The following is a 21,488-nucleotide window of genomic DNA, read 5'->3' as shown; positions in this document are numbered from 1 at the left end:
ACCGCTAGCGCCACCGCTTGCCGATCCACCCGGCGATGATGTCGGCCTGCTCGCTGCGGGCCCCGGGGGTGGTGAAGTAGTGATCGGCGTCCACCGAGGCCCGGGTCTTGTCCGCGCCGGCGAGGGCGTCGAAGATGCGTTGCGCGTCAGAGGGAAACACGCCGGTGTCGGCGTCGGCGTTGATCACCAGGGCCGGACACCGGACCCGGGCCAGGTGCGGCTCGGCCCGGGTCTGGGCCACCCGCAGGCTCCACATGCCCAGCCAGTTGCGCAGCGTGCACGCCGCCGCGATGCCGTGCGCCGAGCGGTTCGCCTTGGCCGGGACGCCCGCGTAGCACATGTTGGGCTGCCGTTTGGTCGGCTCGATGCCGGGATCGACCATGCGCGGGTCGGCCCAGGTGCGCATCACCGAAAACGGGCGATCGGAAAACCCTGCCGCGCGAACGCGTTTGAGCTCTCTTTCGGCCCAGTCGGTGATGGCGTGATTGCGCGCGACCTGCGCGCTGCGGTACCGCGCGAGGAACTCCGCGGTGTAGGGCGGCCCATTGCGCCCGTTGAACAGGTCGAGGTCGGCGTCGGTGGCCACGGGATCGTTCTCGTCGACGACGGCGGCGTCCATCCAGGCGGTGAGCACTTCGGGTCGCCCGGGATGGGCGGCGGTGGCCACGTAGCCGTCGGCGGGCGGCAACTCGGTCACCCCGGCCGCCGGGCGCATGCCTTCCAGCGGGGTCACGTTCGGCTCGACGGCCTGGGACTGGTAGGCGGCCATCAACGACCCTCCGCCCGAGTTGCCCAGCAGCACAACGGTATCCACGCCCTGCACCTCGCGCAGCCAGCGCACTCCGACCCCGATGTCCACCAGCGCGTGGTCGAGCAGAAAGCTGCTTTCGAAGCCGCGGAACCTGGTGTTCCAGCCGAGGAATCCGATGCCGCGAGTGGCCATGTAATCGGCGAGATAGTGCTCGGAGAAGTCGATCTGGTAGTGCGCGGCGATCATCGCCACCTTGGGCTTGCGTCCCACCCCCCGGTGATACAAACCCTGGCAGGGGTGCCCGCCGGCGCCGGCGCGCCCGGCCGTAGGCGACGGCAGTCCGACGAATTCGCGGATGACTCCGGCACCGGTACGACGAGTCAATTCAGCGGTCCCCCTCAGTGGCGTAGATGGCCCGGTAATAGATGTTGGCCAGGGTTTGGATGCAGGCCTCGTCGTCGGGTTCCCCGCAACGTGCCGAACCGAGCTGGACGTAGCAGAACTGGTTGAACATCGCCACGATCGCCTCCGCGATCAGCTGCGGGTCGTCGTCGCGGCAACGGCCCTCGGCCTGTGCGCGGCGGACCGATTCGGCGATGAAAGATATTGGTATCGAGCAGATTTCGGCCCAGTACTGGGCGAAGTCGTCGTTGATCATCGCCAGCTGTGACACGCTGATCACCTCGGCGAGCCGGTTGCGGTAGGTGTGCCAGTGCGCGGCGGCCGCCCCGTACGCGCGCTCGCGATCGGTCAACCCGTGCTGGGTCACCGACAGCGCGCGCTGGTTGGCCTCGTCGCGGAAGCGCAGCGCCCATTGGCGCACCATCGCCTCTTTGGACTCGTAGTAGTTGTAGAAGGACGCCGCCGAGCGGCCGGCCTCCGCGGCGATGTCGGCGATGGTCGTGGCCAGGACACCTTTGCGCGCGATGACCGTCCGGGCGGCCAGATCGATCGCGGCCTGCGTCCGCCTGCCGCGATGCGTGGGCAGCTCCGCGGGTGGCCCGCTCCGGTCAGCAGGGGATGCCGCGGTGGACACCTGCGCACCTCCCTGGGCCAAAACTGAATCTGATGTTAGATTCAGATTCGGATCTTGGCCAGGCTCATCGAGCCGGGAACCGAGGGGAGCCGCACGATGATCAAGCCGCACAACACCAACGCGGAATTCGAACTCGGCGGGATCAATCACGTCGCGCTGGTGTGCTCGGACATGGCCAAAACCGTCGACTTCTACAGCAACATCCTGGGCATGCCGCTGATCAAGTCGCTCGATCTGCCCGGCGGGGCGGGCCAGCACTTCTTCTTCGACGCCGGCAACGGCGACTGCGTCGCCTTCTTCTGGTTCGCCGACGCCCCCGACCGGGTGCCGGGCATTTCGTCGCCGGGCGCCATCCCCGGCATCGGCGACATCACCAGCGCGGTCAGCACGATGAACCACCTGGCCTTCCACGTGCCGGCCGAGAAGTTCGACGCCTACCGCCAGCGACTCAAGGACAAAGGGGTGCGGGTCGGGCCGGTGCTCAACCACGACGAGAGCCCCATGCAGGTCTCGGCGACCGTGCATCCCGGCGTCTATGTGCGCTCGTTCTATTTCCAGGATCCCGACGGCATTACCCTCGAGTTCGCCTGTTGGGTGAAGGAATTCGAAAGCGGCGACGCGAAGGCCGTGCCCAAGACCGCCGCGGACCGCCGACCCCCGGTGGGCGCCGGTCGCTGATCGCGCCGCTGCTCCGCGAGTCGGAGAATGCTAGGTATGACCGACGGCATTTTGACCGACGAACAGATCGCCGCGCTTACCCCCGGGCAGCGCCGCGACCTCATCTCCCGGCTGGAGCGGCCCCTCGGCGAGGTCATCGACCCGGACTTCCTGGACCGCGTGCGCCGCGTCCGGCTGAGTCTGATGATCGGCGGTTCCATCGCGATGGTTCCCTGGCTGGGATACCTGGCGATGACGCTGCCCGAGAAGTACGTCGCCCACAATTGGCCGGTCACCTGGATCGGCTTCGATGTGCTGCTGGTCGCCTTCATGCTGACGACGGCCGCGCTGGGGTATCTGCGCCGCCAGCTGCTGGTGCTCGCCGCGTTCACCACCGGGGTGCTGCTGATCTGCGACGCGTGGTTCGATCTCATGACCGCGGGCCCCAAGGACGTGTGGCTGTCGGTGATCACCGCGCTGCTGATCGAGGTGCCGCTGGCGATCTTCATGATCTTCAGCGCCATGCGCATCCTGCGGCTCACCATGATGCGTTTGTGGCTGCTGCGTCCCGGCATGCGCCTCTGGGAGCTGCCGCTGTTCCCGTGAGGCGGTGCGGGTTTGGCCCGCGCACCGGCTCGAGGGCCGGACAACTGTATCCCGAGTTGCGGGCGTAGCGGGCCGAATCGGCGATAAGTCGCCGCGAATCGACCCCGCCCGGCGTGGCCAGGGCCGTTGAGGGGGAAAAGATTACTGCACCGCCGGCGATCTCGCGGCGGAATTCGAGTCTTGACAAAACCGCGAAATCTTCGCCTGCGTCAGCTAGCGTCCACAGCAGCGACATAGGGGTATGAGCGGCGGGGTAGTTCACCAACACAGGCGAAAGTCCGTCGGACAATTTCAAGCGCGACACACATCGACGATCCTCGAAAAGCCAAGCGCCAACCGCACTTCCAGCACCCCCAGACCGCCCCGCAAACGTCGTCGTCTCACAGCACAAGGACTCGAGGAAATGGTCGCACTCGGAAATATCAACGAATGGCACCCGCCGCACGGCCCGGTCACCATGTGGATGGCCGCACCCGCCGCACGCGAAGCGGCCCGCGCCGCACGGCGAAGCGACCTGGCGCCGAGTTACCAACAGAATCAGCACCTCTGGGCCTCCTACCAAGGCAAGGCCATGAACCGCCAGCTGCCCCGTCTGATGATCGTCGCGTGGGACATCCCCGGCACCTGTGACATTGCGGCGATGACGGCGACGATCAACGCCCACGTTCGCCGCCAGGACACCTATCACAACTGGTTCGAGTACGACAACGGCACGTTCGTGCGCCGGGTGATCGACGATCCCGAAGCGATCGAGTTCGTCCCCGTGGCGCTGGGGCACAAGACCGCGGACCAAGTCCGCGCCCATGCCTTGACCACCACCCCGGACACCCTCGAGTGGGGCTGCTTCACCTACGGAATCGTCCAGCACGCCGACTATTTCACGTTCTACGCGAGCGTCGACCACCTGCACATCGACGGCTTGTCGGCCGCCCTCATCTTCCTCGATGTCCACCTGACGTATCAGGAACTCGCGCAGATCGGGCACCAGCCCGCCGGCCTACCGGAGATCCGCAGTTACCGCGACTACGTTGCGCGCCAACGCGAGAAGGCGGCGACGTTGACGCTCTCGTCGCCCGAGATCAAGGACTGGATCGAGTTCGCCCGCGACACCGACGGCGACTGGCCCAGTTTCCCGCTGCCCCTTGGTGACACGTGGTCCAGCACCAGAGGCGACCTGTTGACGGTCGAGCTGATGAATGCCGAGGACACGGAGTCTTTCGACGCCGCCTGCGTGGCGGCCGGCGCCCGGTTCATCGGGGGAGTGCTGGCCTGCACGGGCCTGGCCGAGCACGAATTGACCGGCAAGAAGACCTATCACGGGTTCACGGCCAAGGACACCAGGACACCGGGCGTCGACTCGATGACCGTCGGCTGGTTCGCCAGCCTGATTCCGATCACGGTGCCGACCGCCGGCGAGACGTTCGCCCAGGCCGCCCGGACGGCGCAGAAGTCGTTCGACGACGCTCAGCGCCTCGCCGACGTGCCGGTCGAGCGGGTGCTGGAGCTCGCCACCCCGGACGAACTGGGCATCAAGCTGCCCACGCAGCTGCCGATGATGTTGTCGTTCCTCGACTTCCGCAAGATCCCCCTCAACGGGTTGTGGGCGGAGACGAAATTCGGCACTTACGGCGACAGCCTGTCCCACGGCGGGGTGAACATGTGGATCAACCGCCAGGCCGCGAACACCACGGTGACGATGTCCTTCCCGGACAACGCGATCGCGCGGGAGTCGGTGCTGCGCTACATCGCGACGCTGATCCAGGTGTTCGCGCGTGTCGCCAGGCCCACCGGGGACGAGCCGGTTGTGGTTGCGCCCCAGGTGAACCCGGACGACACATTCGCTCCGGCGCCGGACACGGACGATCACGAAGCGGCGTAGCGATGAGCAACGTGCTGGACCTGGCCGACCAAACACTCTTCCTGGGTGAGCGGGCGACGGGTGCCACCAGCTTGCTGCAGTGCGTCTGGGTGTACGACCGCGCCGTCGACGTCGGTGGGCTGCGTGAGTTCCACCGCCACCTCGGCCGGGGGCGGCTGTCGCGGCGAGTCGAGCGCTCCGCCTTGTCGTTTGGCCGTCATCGCTGGGTGGCGGCCGCCGAGTGCTCCCCCTTGGAGATCGTCGCGCCGCCGCGGGAGCGCGAGGACATCGACGCGTGGCTCGACGAGCAGACTCACAAGCGGCCGGACGCCGAGCGCGGGCCCGGATGGCACTTGGCGATGCTCCCGCTGACCGACGGCGGCGCGGTGGTGAGCCTGGTCACCACGCACTGCCTCACCGATGGCGTCGGGCTGTGCGAGGCCCTGGCCGACGCGGCTCGGGGACGCGGCAACCGGACCCGCTGGCCCGCCGCGGGAGACCGGCGGCGCTGGCAAGCCCTGCGCGAGGACGCGCGCCAAACCGCGCACGACGCGCTCGATGTCGGCCGCGCCGTCGGCGCCGCGGCCCGGATGCTCCGGCAGGGCCGCGACGGCACCGCGGCCGTCGCCCCGCCACGCGGGAAGCGGCCCGCGCCGCCGGCCGCGCCCGACGACCGCATTGCCCTGCCGATGGAGACGATCTTCGTCAGCGCCGACGACTGGGACGCGCGCGCAACCGCCTTGGGCGGCACCAGCAACGCGCTGCTCGCCGGGTTGGCGGCCCACCTCGCCCAGCGGGTGGGGCGGGTGGCCCCCGACGGCTCGGTCAACATCGGCATGCCCGTCAACGAGCGCGCCCCAAGCGACACGCGCGCCAACGCGGTCACGAACGTCGACGTCACGCTGGGGGCCGCGGCGATCACCACGGACCTGCGCGAGATCCGCGCCGCCATCAAGCGGGCGCTGGTTCGCCATCACGACGAGCCCGACGAGCGGTGGGCGCTGCTGCCCCTCGTCCCGCTGATCCCGAAGCCGGTGTTTCGGCGGTTGCTCAGCGTGGTCACCGGCGGCGCGGCGACCGTGGTGTCGTCCAATCTCGGCGCGCTCGACCCGGCCGCCAACCGGCCGGACGGCACGGACGCCGACTACTTCGCCATGAAGTCGGTGTACCCGGGCGTGACCGCCGCGACGATGCACCGCACCAACGGGGCCCTGGCGTTGCTGTCGGGGCGGGTCCACGGCCGGGTCTTCATCTCGGTCCTCGCCTACGAATTGGGCCGCCACAATTCGAACGAGGGTCTGCGACAAGCGCTTTCCAAGACGCTGAGCGACTTCTCGCTGGCCGCCACAACGGGCTGGCACACGGTCTGCCCGGTGTGAGGCGCTAGGCCTCGGCCCGTGTTTCGGTGAGCCGGTAGAGGTTTGGCTCGGCAAGCTTGTCGAGCAGGGCGGCCAGGTGATCGACGAGCTCACCCGGTTCGAGCCGGACGTCACCGGCCAGCCAGGCGCTGATGGTCTGCCCGACCCCGCCGACCACGAAGTGCGCTGCGGCCTTGATGCGATCGTTTGCCGGCACCTGAAGCGCGTTGCCGACGTGCTGGCCGGACAGCATCGCGAACAGGGCGCTGGACTCGGCGCGTTTGCGCACCACCACGGGGTCGGCCAGCTGCGTGCTGAACAACAGGCGGCCGACGCGGGCGTCGTCGGTGATGGTCCGCACGATGTTGGCGATGCCCGCGCGGGTCTGCTCGTCGGCGGGCACCGTGGCGACCGCGGCCTGCGTGGTGGCGGCCAGCTCGGCGACCACCCAGTCGAAGACGCAGGAGACGAATTCGTCCTTGTCGGTGAAGCTCTCGTAGAAGTACCGGGCCGCCAGCCCGGCGCGGCGGCACACCCCGCGGACGGTGACCGCCGAGATGTCCGGCCGCTGATCGCCGAGCAGGTCCAGGCCGGCGGCCAGGAGCCGGTTACGGCGGGTGGCCAGGCGTTCGGCGGCCTCCACCCCGCGATACGGCCGCGCGCTGGACGTGTCGCTCATGCGGACCATCTTGACACTAACGCCGCGGCGCGACAATATCAGGAAACAAGCGTTCGCACATTAGCGGCCGCGCTGCGGGAGGATCTGACGATGGCAATTCACCAGTCGGTGCAGGCACCGATCGGGCACGTCGAGCGCGGGGCCACCGACCCGCCGCGCCCCCAGCGGCGCAGGCGCGGGCGGACGCTGGGCATCGACGAGGGCCTGATGGGCGTCGCCCTGCTGGCCGGTCCGGCGAACGTGATCATGCAACTGGCGCAGCCGGGTGTGGGCTACGGCGTCATGGAAAGCCGCGTCGAAAGCGGCCGGGTCGACCTGCACCCGTTCAAGCGGGCCCGCACCACGTTCACCTACCTGGCCGTGGCGACCAACGGCAGCGAGGCCCAGAAGGCCGCCTTCCGCCGGGCCGTGAACAAGGCCCACGCGCAGGTCTACTCGACGCCGGAAAGCCCGGTGTCCTACAACGCCTTTGATCCCGCGCTGCAGCTCTGGGTGGGGGCCTGCCTGTACAAGGGCGGCCTCGACATCTACCGGATGTTCATCGGTGAGCTCGACGGCGAAGACGCCGAGCGCCACTACCGCGAGGGCATGGCGCTGGCCACGACCTTGCAGGTGCCGCCGAAGATGTGGCCGGCCGACCGGGCGGCGTTCGACCGTTACTGGGAAGAGTCGCTGGCCAAGGTGCACATCGACGACGCGGTGCGGGAATACCTGTACCCGATCGCCGCCAACCGCATCCGGGGCGTGAAGCTGCCCGGTCCCATCCAGCGGCTCTCCGAGGGCTTCGCGCTGATGATCACGACGGGCTTCCTGCCGCAACGGTTCCGCGACGAGATGCGGCTGCCCTGGGACGCGACCAAGCAGCGGCGCTTCGACAGGCTGATCGCCGTGCTGGCCACGGTGAACCGGTATCTGCCGCGGTTCATTCGGCAGTTCCCGTTCAACGTCTTGCTGCACGACCTGGACCGCCGGATCAAGAAGGGGCGGCCGCTGGTGTAGCGGCCCGCGGCGGGACGGCTCCCGCCAAGTTGATAACGACAATCATATTCATTAAGCTCTCCTCAGTCTGGTAAGCCCTCCAGCCCGAGGAGTACCTATGACGGCGCCGATCTTCATGGCCTCGCCGCCCGAAGTGCATTCCGCTTTGCTCAGCAGCGGCCCCGGCCCCGGGCCGCTGCTGGCGGCCGCCGGCGCGTGGTCCGAGCTGAGCGCCGAATACGCTTCCGCCGCAGAACAATTGAGCACCTTGCTGGCGGGGGTGCAGGCGGGGGCGTGGGAGGGACCCAGCGCGGAGTCCTATGTGGCCGCGCACGCCCCCTACCTGGCGTGGCTGACGAAATCCAGCGCCGACAGCGCCGCCGCCGCCACCCAGCACGAGACCGCCGCGGCCGCCTACACCGCCGCGCTGACCGCCATGCCGACGCTGCCCGAACTCGCCACCAACCACGTCGTCCACGGCGCCCTGGTGGCAACGAATTTCTTCGGCGTCAACACGGTTCCGATCGCGGTCAACGAGGCCGACTACGCACGGATGTGGACCCAGGCGGCGACCACGATGTCGACCTACCAGGCGGTGTCCACCGCCGCCGTCGCCGCGACACCGCAAACCGATCCGGCGCCGCCGATCGTGAAATCCGATGCCTCCAGCGATGACTCGGACGACCCGGACCATGACCCCAAGATCGACAATCCGTTCAACGACTTCATCGCCAACATCCTGAAGAACTTGGGCATCAACTGGGACCCGTCCGAGGGCACGGTCAACGGCCTGCCCTACGACGCCTACACGAATGCCGGGCAGCCCATCTTCTGGGTGGTGCGCGCCCTGGAACTGCTGGAGGATTTCGAGCAGTTCGGCTATTACCTGGTGCACAATCCGGCGTTGGCCTTCCAGTACCTGGTGCAACTCATCCTGTTCGACTGGCCGACGCACATCCTCGAGATTTTCATCAGCCAGCCGGAGTTGTTGGCGCCCGCGCTCCTCCTCGCGGCCGCGCCCCTCGGCGCCGTCGGCGGATTCGCCGGGCTGGCCGGCCTCGCCGCCATCCCCCAGCCTGCGGCCCTCCCGGTGGTGGCCGCGCCGCCGCCGCCGACGCCCAGCATCCCGCCCGCCATCGCCATGGCCCCCACCGCCCCCGTCGCGCCGGTGGCGGCGCCGGCCTCCGCGCCGGCACCGGCGCCCGCCCCCACGGCGACCACGGTGACCGCCGCTCCGGCCGCACCCGCTGCGGCGCCGGCCGCGGCGGGCTTCTTTCCTCCGTACGTCGTCGGCCCGCCCGGAATGGGAACGGGCTCGGGGATGGGGGCGAGCGCCAGCTCCAGCGCGAAAAGGAAAGCGCCGGAACCGGATAGCGCCGCCGCCGCGGCGGCCGCGGCCGCGCGCACGCGCAACGCGGCCCGGGCGCGGCGGCGCCGGGGCGCGACGGACCGCGGGTACGGCGACGAGTTCATGGACATGAATGTCGATGTCGACCCGGACTGGGGCGGGTCGCTGGCGTCCCACCAGGGAGCCGGCACGCTGGGATTCGCCGGCACCGCCGAGCGTGAGGCGGTCGCCGCGGCGGCCGGGCTGACCCGGCTGGCCGGGGACGAATTCAACGGCGGCCCAACGGCACCGATGATGCCGGGCACCTGGGGCGACGGCGGTGCCGACGAAGCGGGCCGCGACGGCTAGGGCCCCGGCACCCCATCGGCGCATGCGTCAGGCGTCAGTTGCGTCGATGCGAGTCGCGCGTCCAGCGCTGATGCCGATCGAGTTGCCTTGGGACGGGGATGTTTTCCCATTGACCGAGCACCAGCCAGTCGCGCAGCGCCGCGGCTGAATCGCTGTCGGCGATGGGTCCTATCCACCGCGCCGGGCCGCTGGCCACCCGATCGTTCGTGCAGGGCTGGACCAGGGCCATCACGCCCCCACCGGTCGGCCGAGAGGCACAGGTGAGTGGTCCGAGCATGCAGGCGACCGAGACCAACATGGAATGCGGGCAGCGCCGGATGGCGGGACGCAATTCGTCGATGACCGACAGTCGATCGTCGACCGCGCATGCGGCACAGACGATTACGGTGAACGGGCGATCGGTGCCGCGGCGTGGGGACGTCAAGGCGCCGTGTGCCGTCCGGGGTAGGGCAGGAGCGCCATTTCGCGGGCGTTCTTGATGGCGGCCGCGACCTGTCGTTGTTGTTGGACGGACAGGCCGGTCACCTGGCGGGAACGGATTTTGCCGCGTTCGGAGATGAACACCCGCAGCGTCGCCGTGTCTTTGTAGTCCACCGTGCGCAACCCGAGGCTGTCGAGCAGATTCCTCTTGGGCGAGCGGCCGGCCGGCGCGGTGGCCCGGCGACGCGCGACTTTTCTGGCCATCACCAGCTCGCCTTCCGCACGCCGGGGAGCTGGCCGGCGTGGGCCAGTTCGCGGACCCGGACCCTCGACAGCCCGAACTTGCGGAGGTGGCCGCGGGGTCGGCCGTCGACGGCGTCGCGGTTGCGCACCCGCACCGCGCTGGCGTCGCGGGGCTGGCGCGCCAACTCGTCCTGCGCCGCCGCCCGTCGCTCGGGGGTGCTCGCCGGTGAGCGGATGATCTTTTTCAGTTCGGCGCGGCGTTCGGCGTAGCGGGCCACGATCGCGCGGCGGCGCTCGTTCTTGACGATCTTGGATTTCTTGGCCATGGTCAGCGCTCCTCGCGGAAGTCGACGTGGCGACGGATGACGGGGTCGTATTTGCGCAGGACCAAGCGGTCGGGGTCGTTGCGCCGGTTCTTGCGGGTGATGTAGGTGTATCCGGTGCCCGCGGTGGACCGAAGTTTCACCAGGGGACGGATATCGTTGCGCGCCATCAGATTCGCTGCCCTTCGCGGCGCAACCGCGCGACGACCGCCTCGATGCCCTCGCGGTCGATGACCTTGATGCCCTTGGCACTGACCCGTAGCCGGATCCGGCGGCCCTCCGAGGGCAGGTAGTACGTCTTGAGTTGGATGTTCGGCGACCACCGCCGACGGGTCCTGCGATGGGAATGCGACACCGCGTTACCGAAACCCGGCCGCCGGCCGGTCACCTGGCAGTGGGCGGACACCCTGCACCTCCACATCTCTTATTGAAAATCATTTTCGACAAGGTCCCCCACGGACGGTACCGTAGGAACGGCCTAGATGAAAATGATTATCAATAAGGAGGACGATGCGGACGCCCGTCATCCTGGTCGCCGGCCAGCGGGACACCGACGCCGTTGTGGGTGCGATGCTGCGGACGCCGGGAACGCTGGTCGTCGAGCACCGATTCGACGGTCACGTGGTGCGCCGCACGACGACGTCGCTGTCCGACGGCGTGTTGACCAGCACCGAGAACGGACTGGAACTCGCGCACGGCTGTGTCTCGTGCACCATCCGCAACGACCTGTTGGTGCTGCTGCGCCGGCTGCACCGCCGCGACGACGTGGACCGGATCGTCGTGCACCTGGCGCCCTGGTTGGAACCCGAACCAATCTGCTTGGCCATCAAGCACGTTCGGGTGCGGGTGGCGCCGGGGTACATCGACGGGCCCGCGGCCCTGGACGTGGCGATCGCCGCCGTGGTGACCTGCGTCGATTCGGCGGCCTGGCTGGACCAGGCGTTGGGGGAGGAGGAACTCGACGACGGCCGCACCCACGCCCAGGTGGTGATCGGACAGGCCGAGTTCGCCGACGTCGTCGTGCTCGACCGCGCCAACCCGTTCGTGGCGGCCGTGCTGCGTCGCCTGTCGCCGCGCGCCCGCGTCCGCGTGGGGGCCGGCGGCATCGAGGACGCACTGAAGAACCTGTACCGCGACGCGCGCCGCGGCCGAAGCGACGACCCGCACGGCCCGCTGCTGGCCGGGCAGCCGCCGCTGGAGTCCCGCGGTCCGATCAGCCTGGTGGAATTCAACGCCCGTCGCCCCTTTCATCCGCAGCGCCTGCACGCCGCCCTGGATCTGTTGCTCGACGGCGTGATCAGGACCCGGGGACGGCTGTGGCTGGCCAGCAATCCCGACCGCGCGATGTGGCTGGAATCGGCCGGCCCCGGGCTGCGGGTGGGCTCGGCCGGCAAATGGCTGGCGGCGATGAGCGGGCCGGAGCGCGACGGCGTCGACGCCGAGCGACGCGCGCTGGCCGCGCTCGGCTGGGACGACCGGCACGGCGATCGGCACACCGCGATGGCCATCCTGGTGTGCGGCGCCCGGACCGACGAGGTCCTCGATGCCCTGCGCGGCGCGCTGCTCACCGAGGAGGAGATGCGGAACCCGCGCGCCTGGATCGCCTACGACGACCCGTTCGGCGATTGGCACGAGGATCCGTGCGCGGAATTGACCGAGGCCGCCGACAACGTGGCCGGCCACACCCAGCAAGGCAAGGACCCTTCATGAAGCCCGGCGTGCATCCCGACTACCACCCCGTCGTCTTTCAGGACGCCACCACCGGCGCCATGTTCCTGACGCGGTCGACCCGCACCAGCCCGCGGACGGTCGAGTGGCAGACGGCGCGGGGAACCCGGACCTATCCGCTCGTCGTCGTCGACGTCACCGCCGACTCCCACCCGTTCTGGACCGGCGGCCGCCGCATCGTCGACAGCGCGGGACAAGTGGAGAAGTTCCACCGCCGCTACGGTCGCCGGTAGCCCGTACCGCGCCGGCGCGCTCCACTACCGTTGCGCGCCAGCCGAAAAGGGGCCGAGTCGCGGCGGCGTACTGTGGGCGGGGTGCGAAGCGAAGGCGATACCTGGGACATCACCACGAGCGTGGGCTCGACCGCGTTGTTCGTCGCGACCGCGCGGGCGCTGGAGGCGCAAAAGCCCGACCCGCTGGCCGTGGATCCGTACGCGGAGATCTTCTGCCGCGCCGTCGGCGGTGCCGCCGCCGACGTCCTCGACGGCAAGGACCCCGACCACCAGCTGAAGACCGCCGACTTCGGCGAAAACTTCGTCAACTTCCAGGGCGCCCGCACCAAGTACTTCGACGACTACTTCCGGCGCGCCGCCGACGCGGGCGTGCGACAGGTGGTGGTCTTGGCGGCGGGCCTGGACTCGCGCGCCTACCGCCTGGACTGGCCGGCCGCGACGACGATCTTCGAGCTCGACCAGCCGCAGGTGCTCGACTTCAAGCGGGAGGTGCTCGCCGGCGTCGGCGCCGAGCCGCGCGCCGAGCGCCGCGAGATCGCCATCGATTTGCGCGAGGACTGGCCGCAAGCCCTGCGTGACAGCGGCTTCGACCCGGCGAAACCGTCGGCGTGGATCGCCGAGGGCCTGCTGATCTATCTCCCGGCGAGCGCCCAGGAGCAGCTGTTCACCGGTATCGACGGGCTGGCCGGTCACGGCAGCCACGTCGCCGTCGAGGACGGCGCCCCGATGAACCCCGAGGACTTCGAGACCGCCGTCGCCGAAGAACGGGCGGCCACCGCGCAGGGCGACCAGCGCGTGTTCTTCCAGCTGGTCTACAACGAGCAGTGCGCGCCGGCCACCGAGTGGTTCGGCAACCGCGGCTGGACTGCGGTCGGCACCCCGTTGGCCGACTACCTGCGCGAGGTCGGCCGCCCGGTGCCGGGGCCGGAGACCGAAGCCGGCCCGATGATCGCGCGCAACACGTTGGTGAGCGCCGTCCGCACCTGAGCCCTCGGGGCGGATTGCACGGGAGGCCGGGCGAGTTCGCTCGGGCAGCGACCACCGCCGGAACTTTTTCGGTCCGCCAGCCGACTAGTGGCTGCGTGATCGTTCCACCGGCCTGCGGGTCGGGGCGATCGTCGAGCACAACCCGATCGTCGAGGAGTCCTTGCCATGACCGCGCCGGTGCGGACGATGTCGTGCCTGATCCGCTCGGCCGAGCCGGTGGGCGCCGAGGTGGCGTGCCGGGATTGAAAATGAAAATGATTTTCAGTAAGGTGAGGCCTTGCTGTGAGGCCGCACGGCGTGCGGCTGTGAGTATGCCGAAAATGCGGCTAAACCCTCTCCAGAACGTCCTCATCGGCGGTAGAAGAAGGGCAGTGCAGTGGTGAGTCGGACAGGCCCAAACGCCTCGACAGTTAGCTTATGCAATGCTAACTTCAGGCGGGTCAGGTTAGGGGAGACTACATACATGAAAAGACGCGGCCGTGGAACACGGTGACACCGGCATGCTCACAGTTCAGCCGGCCAATTCGCGCGTGGACACGCGCGTTGACGGCGACGTCGTCAGCCGGTTCGCCACCTGCTGCCGCGCGCTGGGCATCGTCGTCTACCAGCGCCAGCGGCCGGCGGACCTGGCCGCCGCGCGTTCGGGTTTCGCCGCGCTGACCCGCATCGCCCACGACCAATGCGACGCGTGGACGGGACTGGCGGCCGCCGGAGACACGTCCCTGCGGGTGCTCGAGGCGGTGTCGCGCACCGCGGCCTCCGCGGGCGTGCTGCAGCGCCAGGTCGACCTGGCGCCCAACTCGCTGGGCTTCCGCTACGACACCGGACTGTATCTACAGTTCCGCGCGACCACTCCCGACGACTTCCACCTTGCCTACGCGGCCGCGCTCGCGACGGCGGGACGGTTTGCTGACGCCGACGCGATCGTCGCCGGCCTGACGGCCGAGCGACCGAACTGGCGTGAGGCCCGCTGGGTGTCCGTCGTCATCAACTACCGCGCCGAGCGCTGGTCGGACGTCGTCAAACTGCTGACCCCGATCGTCAACGACACGGACCTGGACGAGGCGTTCTCGCACGCGGCCAAGATCGCGCTCGGCACCGCGCTGGCCCGGCTGGGCATGTTCGCCCCGGCGCTGTCCTATCTCGAGGAGCCCGAGGGGCCGGTCGCGGTAGCGGCCGTCGACGGCGCGCTGGCCAAAGCGCTGGTGCTGCGCGCCCACGTCGACGAGGACTCGGCGAGCGAAGTGCTGCAGGACCTGTACGCGGCCCACCCCGAGAACGAACAGGTCGAACAGGCCCTGACCGACACCAGTTTCGGCATCGTGACCACCACGGCGGCGCGCATCGAAGCCCGCACCGATCCGTGGGATCCCGAAACCGAGCCCAGCGCCGAGGATTTCGTCGACCCCGCCGCCCACGAACGCAAGGCCGTGCTGCTGCACGAGGCCGAACGCCAGCTCGCCGAGTTCATCGGCCTCGAAGAGGTCAAGAACCAGGTGTCGCGGCTGAAGAGCTCGGTCGCCATGGAGCTGGTCCGCAAGCAGCGTGGGCTCGCGGTCGCGCAGCGCGCCCACCACCTGGTCTTCGCCGGCCCGCCCGGAACCGGTAAGACCACCATCGCCCGCGTGGTCGCCAAGATCTATTGCGGCCTGGGGCTTTTGAAGCGGGAGAACATCCGCGAGGTGCACCGCGCCGATCTCATCGGCCAGCACATCGGCGAGACCGAGGCCAAGACCAACGCGATCATCGACAGCGCGCTCGACGGCGTGCTGTTCCTCGACGAGGCCTACGCGCTGGTCGCCACCGGCGCCAAGAACGACTTTGGGCTGGTGGCCATCGACACGCTGCTGGCGCGGATGGAGAACGACCGCGACCGCCTGGTGGTCATCATCGCGGGGTACCGGGCCGACCTGGACAAGTTCCTGGACACCAACGAGGGCTTGCGTTCCCGATTCACCCGCAACATCGACTTCCCTTCCTACGCACCGTCGGAACTGGTCGAGATCGCGAACAAGATGGCCGAGCAGCGCGACAGCATTTTCGAAAAGGCCGCGCTCGACCACATGGAGGAGTTGTTCACGAAGTTGGCGACCGAGTCGACACCCGACGCCAACGGGATTTCGCGACGCAACCTGGACATCGCCGGTAACGGTCGATTCGTGCGAAACATCGTCGAACGCTCCGAAGAAGAACGAGAGTTCCGGCTCGACCATTCGGAACACGCCGGAACCGGCGAATTCAGTGACGAGGAGCTGATGACGATCACCGACGACGACGTCGCAAGGTCGGTTGAGCCGCTGCTGCGCGGCCTCGGGCTGTCGGTGCCGGCATGACGTCCAATCAGCAACCCGACGAACGCCGTTCGTTCTCGTCTCGGACCCCGGTCAACGACAATCCCGACCAGGTCGAGTACCGCCGCGGCTTCGTCACCCGGCACCAGGTGAGCGGCTGGCGTTTCGTGATGCGCCGGATCGCCTCCGGTATCGCGTTGCACGACACCAGGATGCTCGTCGACCCGCTGCGCACGCAGTCGCGCGCGGTGGCGATGGGCGCCGTCCTGCTGGTCACCGGTTTGGCCGGCTGCTTCGTGTTCTCGCTGATCCGTCCGAACGGGACGGCGGGCACCAACGCCGTGCTCGCCGACCGGTCCACCGCCGCGCTGTATGTCCGTGTCGGTGAGGATCTGCATCCGGTGCTCAACCTGACCTCGGCCCGACTGATCACGGGTCGGCCGGTGGACCCGACCATGGTGAAAAGCAGTGAGCTGGACCGGTTTCCGCGCGGCAACCTGATCGGCATCCCCGGTGCGCCGGAACGGATGGTGCAAAACCCCTCGACCGATGCGAACTGGACGGTGTGCGACGCGGTCAGCGAGCCCGGGGGGCACGCCGCACACAGCACCGGTGTCACGGTGATCGCCGGCCGGCCGGACAGCAGCGGCGCCCGCGCCGCCACGCTCCCGCCGCGGCAGGCGATGCTCGCCGACCGTGACGGCACCACGTGGCTGTTGTGGGACGGCAAGCGCAGTCAGATCAACCTCACCGACCACGCGATCACGAACGCACTTGGCTTGGGGCAGGGCAACTCCGAGATCCCCGCGCCCCGCCCGATCGCCCTGGGCCTGTTCAACGCGATTCCCGAAGCCCCGCCGCTGACCGCGCCCGGCATCCCGAACGCCGGTGCGCCGGCGCCCTTTACCGTGTCGGCACCGATCGGTGGGGTCGTGGTGTCCTACACCCTGGACCAGAGCTCCTCCGGGGCGCCGCGCTACTACGCGGTGTTGCCGGACGGCCTGCAGCAGATCTCGCCGGTGCTCGCCGCGATCCTGCGGAACACGAATTCCTATGGGCTGGACCAACCCCCGCGGCTGGGCGCCGACGCGGTGGCCAAGCTGCCGGTGTCGCGGATGCTGGACACCGCGCGGTACCCCGACCAGCAGGTCGGGGTGGTGGATGCGGCCAAATCGCCCGTCATGTGCGCCTATTGGAGCAAGCCCGCCAAGGCCGCCAGCAGCTCGGTGAACCTGCTGACGGGCTCGGCCCTGCCGGTCGCCGAATCGATACGCACCGTCGACCTGGTGGGCGGCGGCTCGCCGGCCACCGCCGCCCGCGTCGCCCTGGCGCCGGGCACCGGCTACTTCACCCAGACCGTCGGCGGCGGGCCGAACTCGCCGGGCGCCGGGTCGCTGTTCTGGGTCTCTGACACCGGTGTCCGCTACGGCATCGACAACGAGGCCGAGCACTCGGCCGCCGGACAGAACAAAACCGTTGAGGCCCTTGGCCTTACCGGGTCGCCGGTCCCGATCCCGTGGTCGGTGCTGTCGCTGTTCGCGAGCGGCCCGACATTATCGCGCGCCGACGCGCTGCTGGCACACGACGGGCTGACGCCCGACCAGAAGCCCGGCCGCGTCACTGCCGCTGCTAGGGAAGCCGAGGGAGCCCCCCGATGAGCCGACTGATCTTCGAAGCGCGCCGCCGGCTGGCGCCGCCGGTGACCCGCAAGGGCACCATCGCCATCGAGGCCCCGCCCGAGCTGCCGCGGGTGATCCCGCCGTCGTTCCTGCGCCGGGCGATGCCGTACGTGCTGGTGATCCTGATCGTCGGCATGATCGTCGCGCTGTTCGCGACCGGAATGCGGTTGATCTCCCCGCAGACGCTGTTCTTCCCGTTCGTGCTGCTGCTCGCCGCGACGGCGATGTACCGCGGCAACGACAACAAGACACGCACCGAGGAGGTCGACGCCGAACGCGCCGACTACCTGCGCTACCTGTCGGTGGTCCGGGACAACATCCGCACCCAGGCCGCCGCGCAGCGCGCCGCCGCGCAATGGTCCCACCCGGAGCCCGCGGCGCTGGCCGCCGTGCCCGGATCACGCCGTCAGTGGGAGCGCGACCCGCACGACCCCGACTTCCTGGTGCTGCGGGCCGGACGCCACCACGTGCCCCTGGCGACCGCGCTGCGGGTCAACGACACCGCGGACGAAATCGACCTGGAACCGGTGTCGCACAGCGCATTACGCAGCCTGCTCGACACCCACCGCACGGTGCGTGACGTGCCGACCGGGATCGACCTGGCCAAGGTCTCGCGAATCACCGTGCTGGGCTCCGAGGACGAGGCGCGCTCGGCGATGCGGGCCTGGGTGGCCCAGGCGGTCACCTGGCACGACCCGACCGTGCTCGGGGTCGCGCTGGTCACCCCCGACCTCGAGAACCCGGACTGGTCGTGGCTGAAGTGGTTGCCGCACATTGACATTCCCGGTGAGCTCGACGGCGTCGGGCCGGCCCGCTTCATGGCCACCAACGTCGACGAACTGGTCGCCAAGCTGGGGTCCGCGCTCGTCGACCGCCCGGCGTTCACCGGCGAACCCGCCGACGCGCTGCGGCACCTGCTGATTATCGTCGACGACCCGGACTACGACCTGAACGCCTCGACGCTGGCGATGGGCCGCGCGGGCGTCACCGTCGTGCACCGCGGCGTCACCGCGCCGCACCGCGAGCAGTATTCGGACCCCGAGAAGCCGATCCTGCGCATCACCGCGGCGGACGGCGCGGGCGGGCGGACCCACTCCATCGAGCGTTGGCAGACCGGCGGCTGGCAGCCGTACATCGACGACGCCGACCAACTGGGCGCCGACGAGGCTGCCCACCTGGCGCGCCAGCTGTCGCGCTGGGACTCCAACCCGACCCACACGGGGTTGCGTTCGGCGGCCACCCGGGGCGCCACGTTCACCACGATGCTGGGCATCCCGGACGCGTCGCGCCTGGATGTGCCGACGCTGTGGGCGCCGCGGCGCCGCGAGGACGAGCTGCGCGTTCCGATCGGGGTCACCGCGACCGGTGAGCCGCTGATGTTCGACCTCAAGGACGAGGCCGAGGGCGGGATGGGCCCGCACGGTCTGATGATCGGTATGACGGGGTCGGGTAAGTCCCAGACCCTGATGTCGATCCTGTTGTCGCTGTTGACGACTCATTCCGCGGACCGGTTGATCGTCATCTACGCCGACTTCAAGGGTGAGGCGGGGGCCGACAGCTTCCGCCACTTCCCGCAGGTTGTCGCGGTGATCTCCAACATGGCCGAAAAGAAGTCGCTGGCCGACCGGTTCGCCGACACGCTGCGCGGCGAGGTGGCCCGCCGGGAGACGCTGCTGCGCGAGGCCGGCCGCCGGGTGCAGGGCAGCGCGTTCAACTCGGTGGTCGAGTACGAGAACGCCATCGCGGCCGGGCACGACCTGGCGCCGATCCCGACGCTGTTCGTGGTGGCCGACGAGTTCACGTTGATGCTGGCCGACCACCCGGAGTACGCGGAGCTGTTCGATTACGTTGCCCGCAAAGGCCGTTCGTTCCGCATCCACATCCTGTTCGCGTCGCAGACGCTGGATGTCGGCAAGATCAAGGACATCGACAAGAACACCTCCTACCGCATCGGGTTGAAGGTGGCCAGTCCCAGCGTGTCCCGCCAGATCATCGGGGTGGAGGACGCCTACCACATCGAATCCGGCAAGGAGCACAAGGGCGTGGGCTTCTTGGTGCCCGCGCCGGGCGCGACCCCGATCAAGTTCCGCAGCACCTATGTCGACGGCATCTACGATCCGCCGCAGAAGGCCAAATCGCTTGTGGTGCCGTCTATCCCGGAGCCCAAGGTGTTCACGGCCGGGCGGGTCGAGCCCGATCAGGACACCGTGATCACCAGCCCCGACGAGGTCGAACTGACCGGGCCGCCGCGCAAGCTCATCGCCACCATCGGCGATCAGCTGGCCGGGTACGGGCCGCGCGCGCCGCAGTTGTGGCTGCCGCCGCTGGACGAGCCGATCCCGGTGAGCGCGATGCTGGCCCGGGCCGGTCTGCCGCCGCGGCAGTGGCAGTGGCCGCTGGGTGAGATCGACAAGCCGTTCGAGATGCGCCGCGACCCGCTGATCTTCGATGCCGCGTCGTCGGCCGGAAACATGGTCATCCACGGTGGCCCCAAGTCGGGGAAGTCGACTGCGCTGCAGACGTTCATGCTGTCGGCGGCCAGCCTGCACTCGCCGCGCGAGGTCACGTTCTACTGCCTGGACTACGGCGGCGGAAAGCTCCGCGCGATGGAGGGCCTGGCGCACGTCGGCAGCGTCGCCTCGGCGCTGGAGCCCGAACGGATCCGTCGCACCTTCGGCGAGCTCGAGCAGCTGCTGTTGTCGCGGCAGCGCCGGGAGGCGTTCCGGGACTCCCGCGGTGGGGTCCCCGACGACGGGTTCGGCGAGGTGTTCCTGCTCATCGACAACCTCTACGCGTTCGGCCGTGACAACACCGACCAGTTCAACACGCGAAACCCGTTGCTGGCCAAGGTCACCGAGTTGGTCAACATCGGGCTGGCGTACGGCATCCACGTCGTGGTCACCACACCCAGCTGGCTGGAGGTGCCGCTGTCGATGCGGGACGGCCTGGGGTTGCGGCTCGAGCTCAAGCTGCACGATCCGCGGGACAGCAACGTGCGGGTGGTGGGCGCCCTGCGCCGGCCCGCCGAAGCGGTGCCGCACGACCAGCCGGGTCGCGGATTGACCATGGCCGCAGAGCATTTCCTGTTCGCCACCCCGGAGCTGGACCAGATCGCCGCGATCAACGACCGTTACCCGGGCATGGCGGCGCCCCCGGTGCGGCTGCTGCCCACCAACCTCGCCCCGGATGCCGTCGGGTCGCTGTACCGCGGGCCCGAGCAGGTGGTCATCGGCCAGCGCGAGGAGGACCTCGCGCCGGTGGTGGTCGACTTCGCCGACAACCCGCTGCTGATGGTGTTCGGTGACAGCAAGTCGGGGAAGACGACGCTGCTGCGCCACCTCATTCGCACGGTCCGCGAACACTCCACGCCGGACCAGGTGGCCTTCACGGTGCTGGATCGACGGCTGCACCTCGTCGACGAACCGTTGTTCGCCGACAACGAGTACACGGCCAACATCGACCGCATCATCCCGGCGATGCTGGGGCTGGCCAACCTGATCGAGTCGCGCCGGCCGCCGGCCGGCCTGTCGCCGGCCGAGCTGTCGCGCTGGACGTTCGCGGGCCAGACGCACTACCTGATCATCGACGACGTCGACCAGATTCCGGATTCGCCGGCGATGAGCGGCCCCTACGTCGGGCAGCGCCCGTGGTCTCCGCTGATCGGGTTGCTGTCGCAGGCAGCCGATTTGGGGATCCGGGTGATCGTCACCGCGCGGGCCACCGGTTCGGGGCACGCGTTGATGACCAACCCGCTGCTGCGCCGCTTCAACGACCTGCAGGCCACCACGTTGATGCTGGCGGGCAACCCGCAAGACAGCGGCAAGATCCGCGGCCAACGATTCGGCCGCTTGCCGGCCGGGCGGGCGATCCTGTTGGGCGACAGCGATGGTCCGACGTACGTGCAGTTGGTCAACCCCTTGATCGGGGAATCCGTAATGGCAAGTGAAGCGCAACGGGAGGAGTAG

Annotated in this window: 20 protein-coding genes; 12 read left to right on the top strand and 8 right to left on the bottom strand. The window is 69.2% G+C overall.

Annotated features, from left to right (window positions below; translation table 11 throughout):
* Positions 1-4 precede the first annotated feature (4 nt).
* Positions 5-1,135 carry an alpha/beta hydrolase gene (locus tag K883_RS07045; protein ID WP_036454119.1) on the bottom strand — a complete coding sequence of 377 codons (1,131 nt, stop codon included), beginning with the start codon at positions 1,133-1,135 and terminating at the stop codon, positions 5-7.
* Position 1,136: 1 nt separating this feature from the next.
* Entirely contained in the window at positions 1,137-1,787 is a 651-nt protein-coding gene (locus K883_RS07040) for a TetR/AcrR family transcriptional regulator (RefSeq protein ID WP_003874012.1), read from the bottom strand.
* Between the two features lie 96 nt (positions 1,788-1,883).
* On the opposite strand from K883_RS07040, the gene K883_RS07035 reads away from it, so the two are divergent.
* From K883_RS07035 to K883_RS07020, 4 genes are all read left to right on the top strand, one after another.
* Positions 1,884-2,465 (top strand): VOC family protein, encoded by a 582-nt coding sequence (locus K883_RS07035; RefSeq protein WP_008261724.1) that lies wholly within the window; start codon positions 1,884-1,886, stop codon positions 2,463-2,465.
* A 36-nt stretch (positions 2,466-2,501) separates the two neighbouring features.
* On the top strand, positions 2,502-3,050 hold the full coding sequence (locus tag K883_RS07030; protein ID WP_003874010.1) for a hypothetical protein: 549 nt from the start codon (positions 2,502-2,504) through the stop codon (positions 3,048-3,050).
* A gap of 403 nt (positions 3,051-3,453) precedes the next feature.
* Positions 3,454-4,929: a condensation domain-containing protein gene (locus tag K883_RS07025; protein WP_020823745.1), complete on the top strand. Its 1,476-nt coding sequence runs from the start codon at positions 3,454-3,456 to the stop codon at positions 4,927-4,929.
* A gap of 2 nt (positions 4,930-4,931) precedes the next feature.
* On the top strand, positions 4,932-6,287 hold the full coding sequence (locus K883_RS07020) for a WS/DGAT/MGAT family O-acyltransferase (RefSeq protein WP_020823744.1): 1,356 nt from the start codon (positions 4,932-4,934) through the stop codon (positions 6,285-6,287).
* Between the two features lie 4 nt (positions 6,288-6,291).
* On the opposite strand, the gene K883_RS07015 is transcribed toward K883_RS07020, so the two are convergent.
* Complete coding sequence (locus tag K883_RS07015) at positions 6,292-6,954, bottom strand: TetR/AcrR family transcriptional regulator (protein WP_020823743.1); 663 nt, start codon at positions 6,952-6,954, stop codon at positions 6,292-6,294.
* Between the two features lie 81 nt (positions 6,955-7,035).
* On the opposite strand from K883_RS07015, the gene K883_RS07010 reads away from it, so the two are divergent.
* Positions 7,036-7,944 (top strand): oxygenase MpaB family protein, encoded by a 909-nt coding sequence (locus K883_RS07010; RefSeq protein ID WP_008261717.1) that lies wholly within the window; start codon positions 7,036-7,038, stop codon positions 7,942-7,944.
* A gap of 97 nt (positions 7,945-8,041) precedes the next feature.
* Positions 8,042-9,619, top strand: a complete 1,578-nt coding sequence (locus K883_RS07005) for a PPE family protein (protein ID WP_036454117.1) — start codon at positions 8,042-8,044, stop codon at positions 9,617-9,619.
* A gap of 34 nt (positions 9,620-9,653) precedes the next feature.
* Here K883_RS07005 and K883_RS07000 read toward each other — a convergent pair whose 3' ends face one another.
* Genes K883_RS07000 through rpmB form a run of 5 tightly spaced genes read right to left on the bottom strand, consistent with a single transcriptional unit; the run spans position 9,654 to position 11,011 of the window.
* Positions 9,654-10,043 carry a hypothetical protein gene (locus K883_RS07000; protein ID WP_008261713.1) on the bottom strand — a complete coding sequence of 130 codons (390 nt, stop codon included), beginning with the start codon at positions 10,041-10,043 and terminating at the stop codon, positions 9,654-9,656.
* The gene (rpsR, locus tag K883_RS06995) at positions 10,040-10,303 is read right to left on the bottom strand and encodes a 30S ribosomal protein S18 (RefSeq protein ID WP_009952527.1); all 264 of its coding nucleotides are present in this window, start codon (positions 10,301-10,303) and stop codon (positions 10,040-10,042) included. The genes K883_RS07000 and rpsR overlap by 4 nt, the downstream gene beginning before the upstream one ends.
* Positions 10,303-10,608 (bottom strand): 30S ribosomal protein S14, encoded by a 306-nt coding sequence (gene rpsN, locus K883_RS06990; RefSeq protein WP_008261701.1) that lies wholly within the window; start codon positions 10,606-10,608, stop codon positions 10,303-10,305. The genes rpsR and rpsN overlap by 1 nt, the downstream gene beginning before the upstream one ends.
* A gap of 2 nt (positions 10,609-10,610) precedes the next feature.
* Entirely contained in the window at positions 10,611-10,775 is a 165-nt protein-coding gene (gene rpmG / locus K883_RS06985) for a 50S ribosomal protein L33 (protein ID WP_020823739.1), read from the bottom strand.
* Positions 10,775-11,011, bottom strand: a complete 237-nt coding sequence (gene rpmB, locus K883_RS06980; protein WP_036454116.1) for a 50S ribosomal protein L28 — start codon at positions 11,009-11,011, stop codon at positions 10,775-10,777. Before rpmB ends, rpmG begins: the two co-directional genes overlap by 1 nt.
* Positions 11,012-11,115: 104 nt before the next feature.
* On the opposite strand from rpmB, the gene mrf reads away from it, so the two are divergent.
* The 6 genes from mrf (at position 11,116) to K883_RS06950 (ending at position 21,488) form a co-directional block, all read left to right on the top strand.
* Complete coding sequence (mrf, locus tag K883_RS06975) at positions 11,116-12,315, top strand: ribosome hibernation factor-recruiting GTPase MRF (protein WP_020823737.1); 1,200 nt, start codon at positions 11,116-11,118, stop codon at positions 12,313-12,315.
* Positions 12,312-12,566, top strand: coding sequence for a type B 50S ribosomal protein L31 (locus tag K883_RS06970; RefSeq protein WP_020823736.1), 255 nt, complete (start codon positions 12,312-12,314; stop codon positions 12,564-12,566). The genes mrf and K883_RS06970 overlap by 4 nt, the downstream gene beginning before the upstream one ends.
* An 81-nt stretch (positions 12,567-12,647) precedes the next feature.
* Positions 12,648-13,553: a class I SAM-dependent methyltransferase gene (locus K883_RS06965; RefSeq protein ID WP_008261692.1), complete on the top strand. Its 906-nt coding sequence runs from the start codon at positions 12,648-12,650 to the stop codon at positions 13,551-13,553.
* Between the two features lie 479 nt (positions 13,554-14,032).
* Positions 14,033-15,886: a type VII secretion system ESX-3 AAA family ATPase EccA3 gene (eccA3, locus tag K883_RS06960; RefSeq protein WP_003879178.1), complete on the top strand. Its 1,854-nt coding sequence runs from the start codon at positions 14,033-14,035 to the stop codon at positions 15,884-15,886.
* Complete coding sequence (gene eccB, locus K883_RS06955) at positions 15,883-17,502, top strand: type VII secretion protein EccB (RefSeq protein WP_020823735.1); 1,620 nt, start codon at positions 15,883-15,885, stop codon at positions 17,500-17,502. Before eccA3 ends, eccB begins: the two co-directional genes overlap by 4 nt.
* The gene (locus K883_RS06950) at positions 17,499-21,488 is read left to right on the top strand and encodes a type VII secretion protein EccC (RefSeq protein WP_020823734.1); all 3,990 of its coding nucleotides are present in this window, start codon (positions 17,499-17,501) and stop codon (positions 21,486-21,488) included. Before eccB ends, K883_RS06950 begins: the two co-directional genes overlap by 4 nt.

The organism is Mycobacterium sp. TKK-01-0059, from assembly GCF_000709305.1.
Lineage (GTDB): Bacteria > Actinomycetota > Actinomycetes > Mycobacteriales > Mycobacteriaceae > Mycobacterium > Mycobacterium intracellulare.
Note: the sequence above shows the minus strand (reverse complement) of the source record. Positions and strands in the feature narration are given on the sequence as shown.

What these genes read in the sequence shown, in the direction of transcription:
- K883_RS07035 (WP_008261724.1), top strand. Translation starts at nt 1,884, where the DNA reads ATGATCAAGCCGCACAACACCAACGCGGAATTCGAACTCGGCGGGATC.
- K883_RS07030 (WP_003874010.1), top strand. Translation starts at nt 2,502, where the DNA reads ATGACCGACGGCATTTTGACCGACGAACAGATCGCCGCGCTTACCCCC.
- K883_RS07025 (WP_020823745.1), top strand. Translation starts at nt 3,454, where the DNA reads ATGGTCGCACTCGGAAATATCAACGAATGGCACCCGCCGCACGGCCCG.
- K883_RS07020 (WP_020823744.1), top strand. Translation starts at nt 4,932, where the DNA reads ATGAGCAACGTGCTGGACCTGGCCGACCAAACACTCTTCCTGGGTGAG.
- K883_RS07015 (WP_020823743.1), bottom strand. Translation starts at nt 6,954, where the DNA reads ATGGTCCGCATGAGCGACACGTCCAGCGCGCGGCCGTATCGCGGGGTG.
- K883_RS07010 (WP_008261717.1), top strand. Translation starts at nt 7,036, where the DNA reads ATGGCAATTCACCAGTCGGTGCAGGCACCGATCGGGCACGTCGAGCGC.
- K883_RS07005 (WP_036454117.1), top strand. Translation starts at nt 8,042, where the DNA reads ATGACGGCGCCGATCTTCATGGCCTCGCCGCCCGAAGTGCATTCCGCT.
- rpsR (WP_009952527.1), bottom strand. Translation starts at nt 10,303, where the DNA reads ATGGCCAGAAAAGTCGCGCGTCGCCGGGCCACCGCGCCGGCCGGCCGC.
- rpsN (WP_008261701.1), bottom strand. Translation starts at nt 10,608, where the DNA reads ATGGCCAAGAAATCCAAGATCGTCAAGAACGAGCGCCGCCGCGCGATC.
- rpmG (WP_020823739.1), bottom strand. Translation starts at nt 10,775, where the DNA reads ATGGCGCGCAACGATATCCGTCCCCTGGTGAAACTTCGGTCCACCGCG.
- mrf (WP_020823737.1), top strand. Translation starts at nt 11,116, where the DNA reads ATGCGGACGCCCGTCATCCTGGTCGCCGGCCAGCGGGACACCGACGCC.
- K883_RS06970 (WP_020823736.1), top strand. Translation starts at nt 12,312, where the DNA reads ATGAAGCCCGGCGTGCATCCCGACTACCACCCCGTCGTCTTTCAGGAC.
- eccB (WP_020823735.1), top strand. Translation starts at nt 15,883, where the DNA reads ATGACGTCCAATCAGCAACCCGACGAACGCCGTTCGTTCTCGTCTCGG.
- K883_RS06950 (WP_020823734.1), top strand. Translation starts at nt 17,499, where the DNA reads ATGAGCCGACTGATCTTCGAAGCGCGCCGCCGGCTGGCGCCGCCGGTG.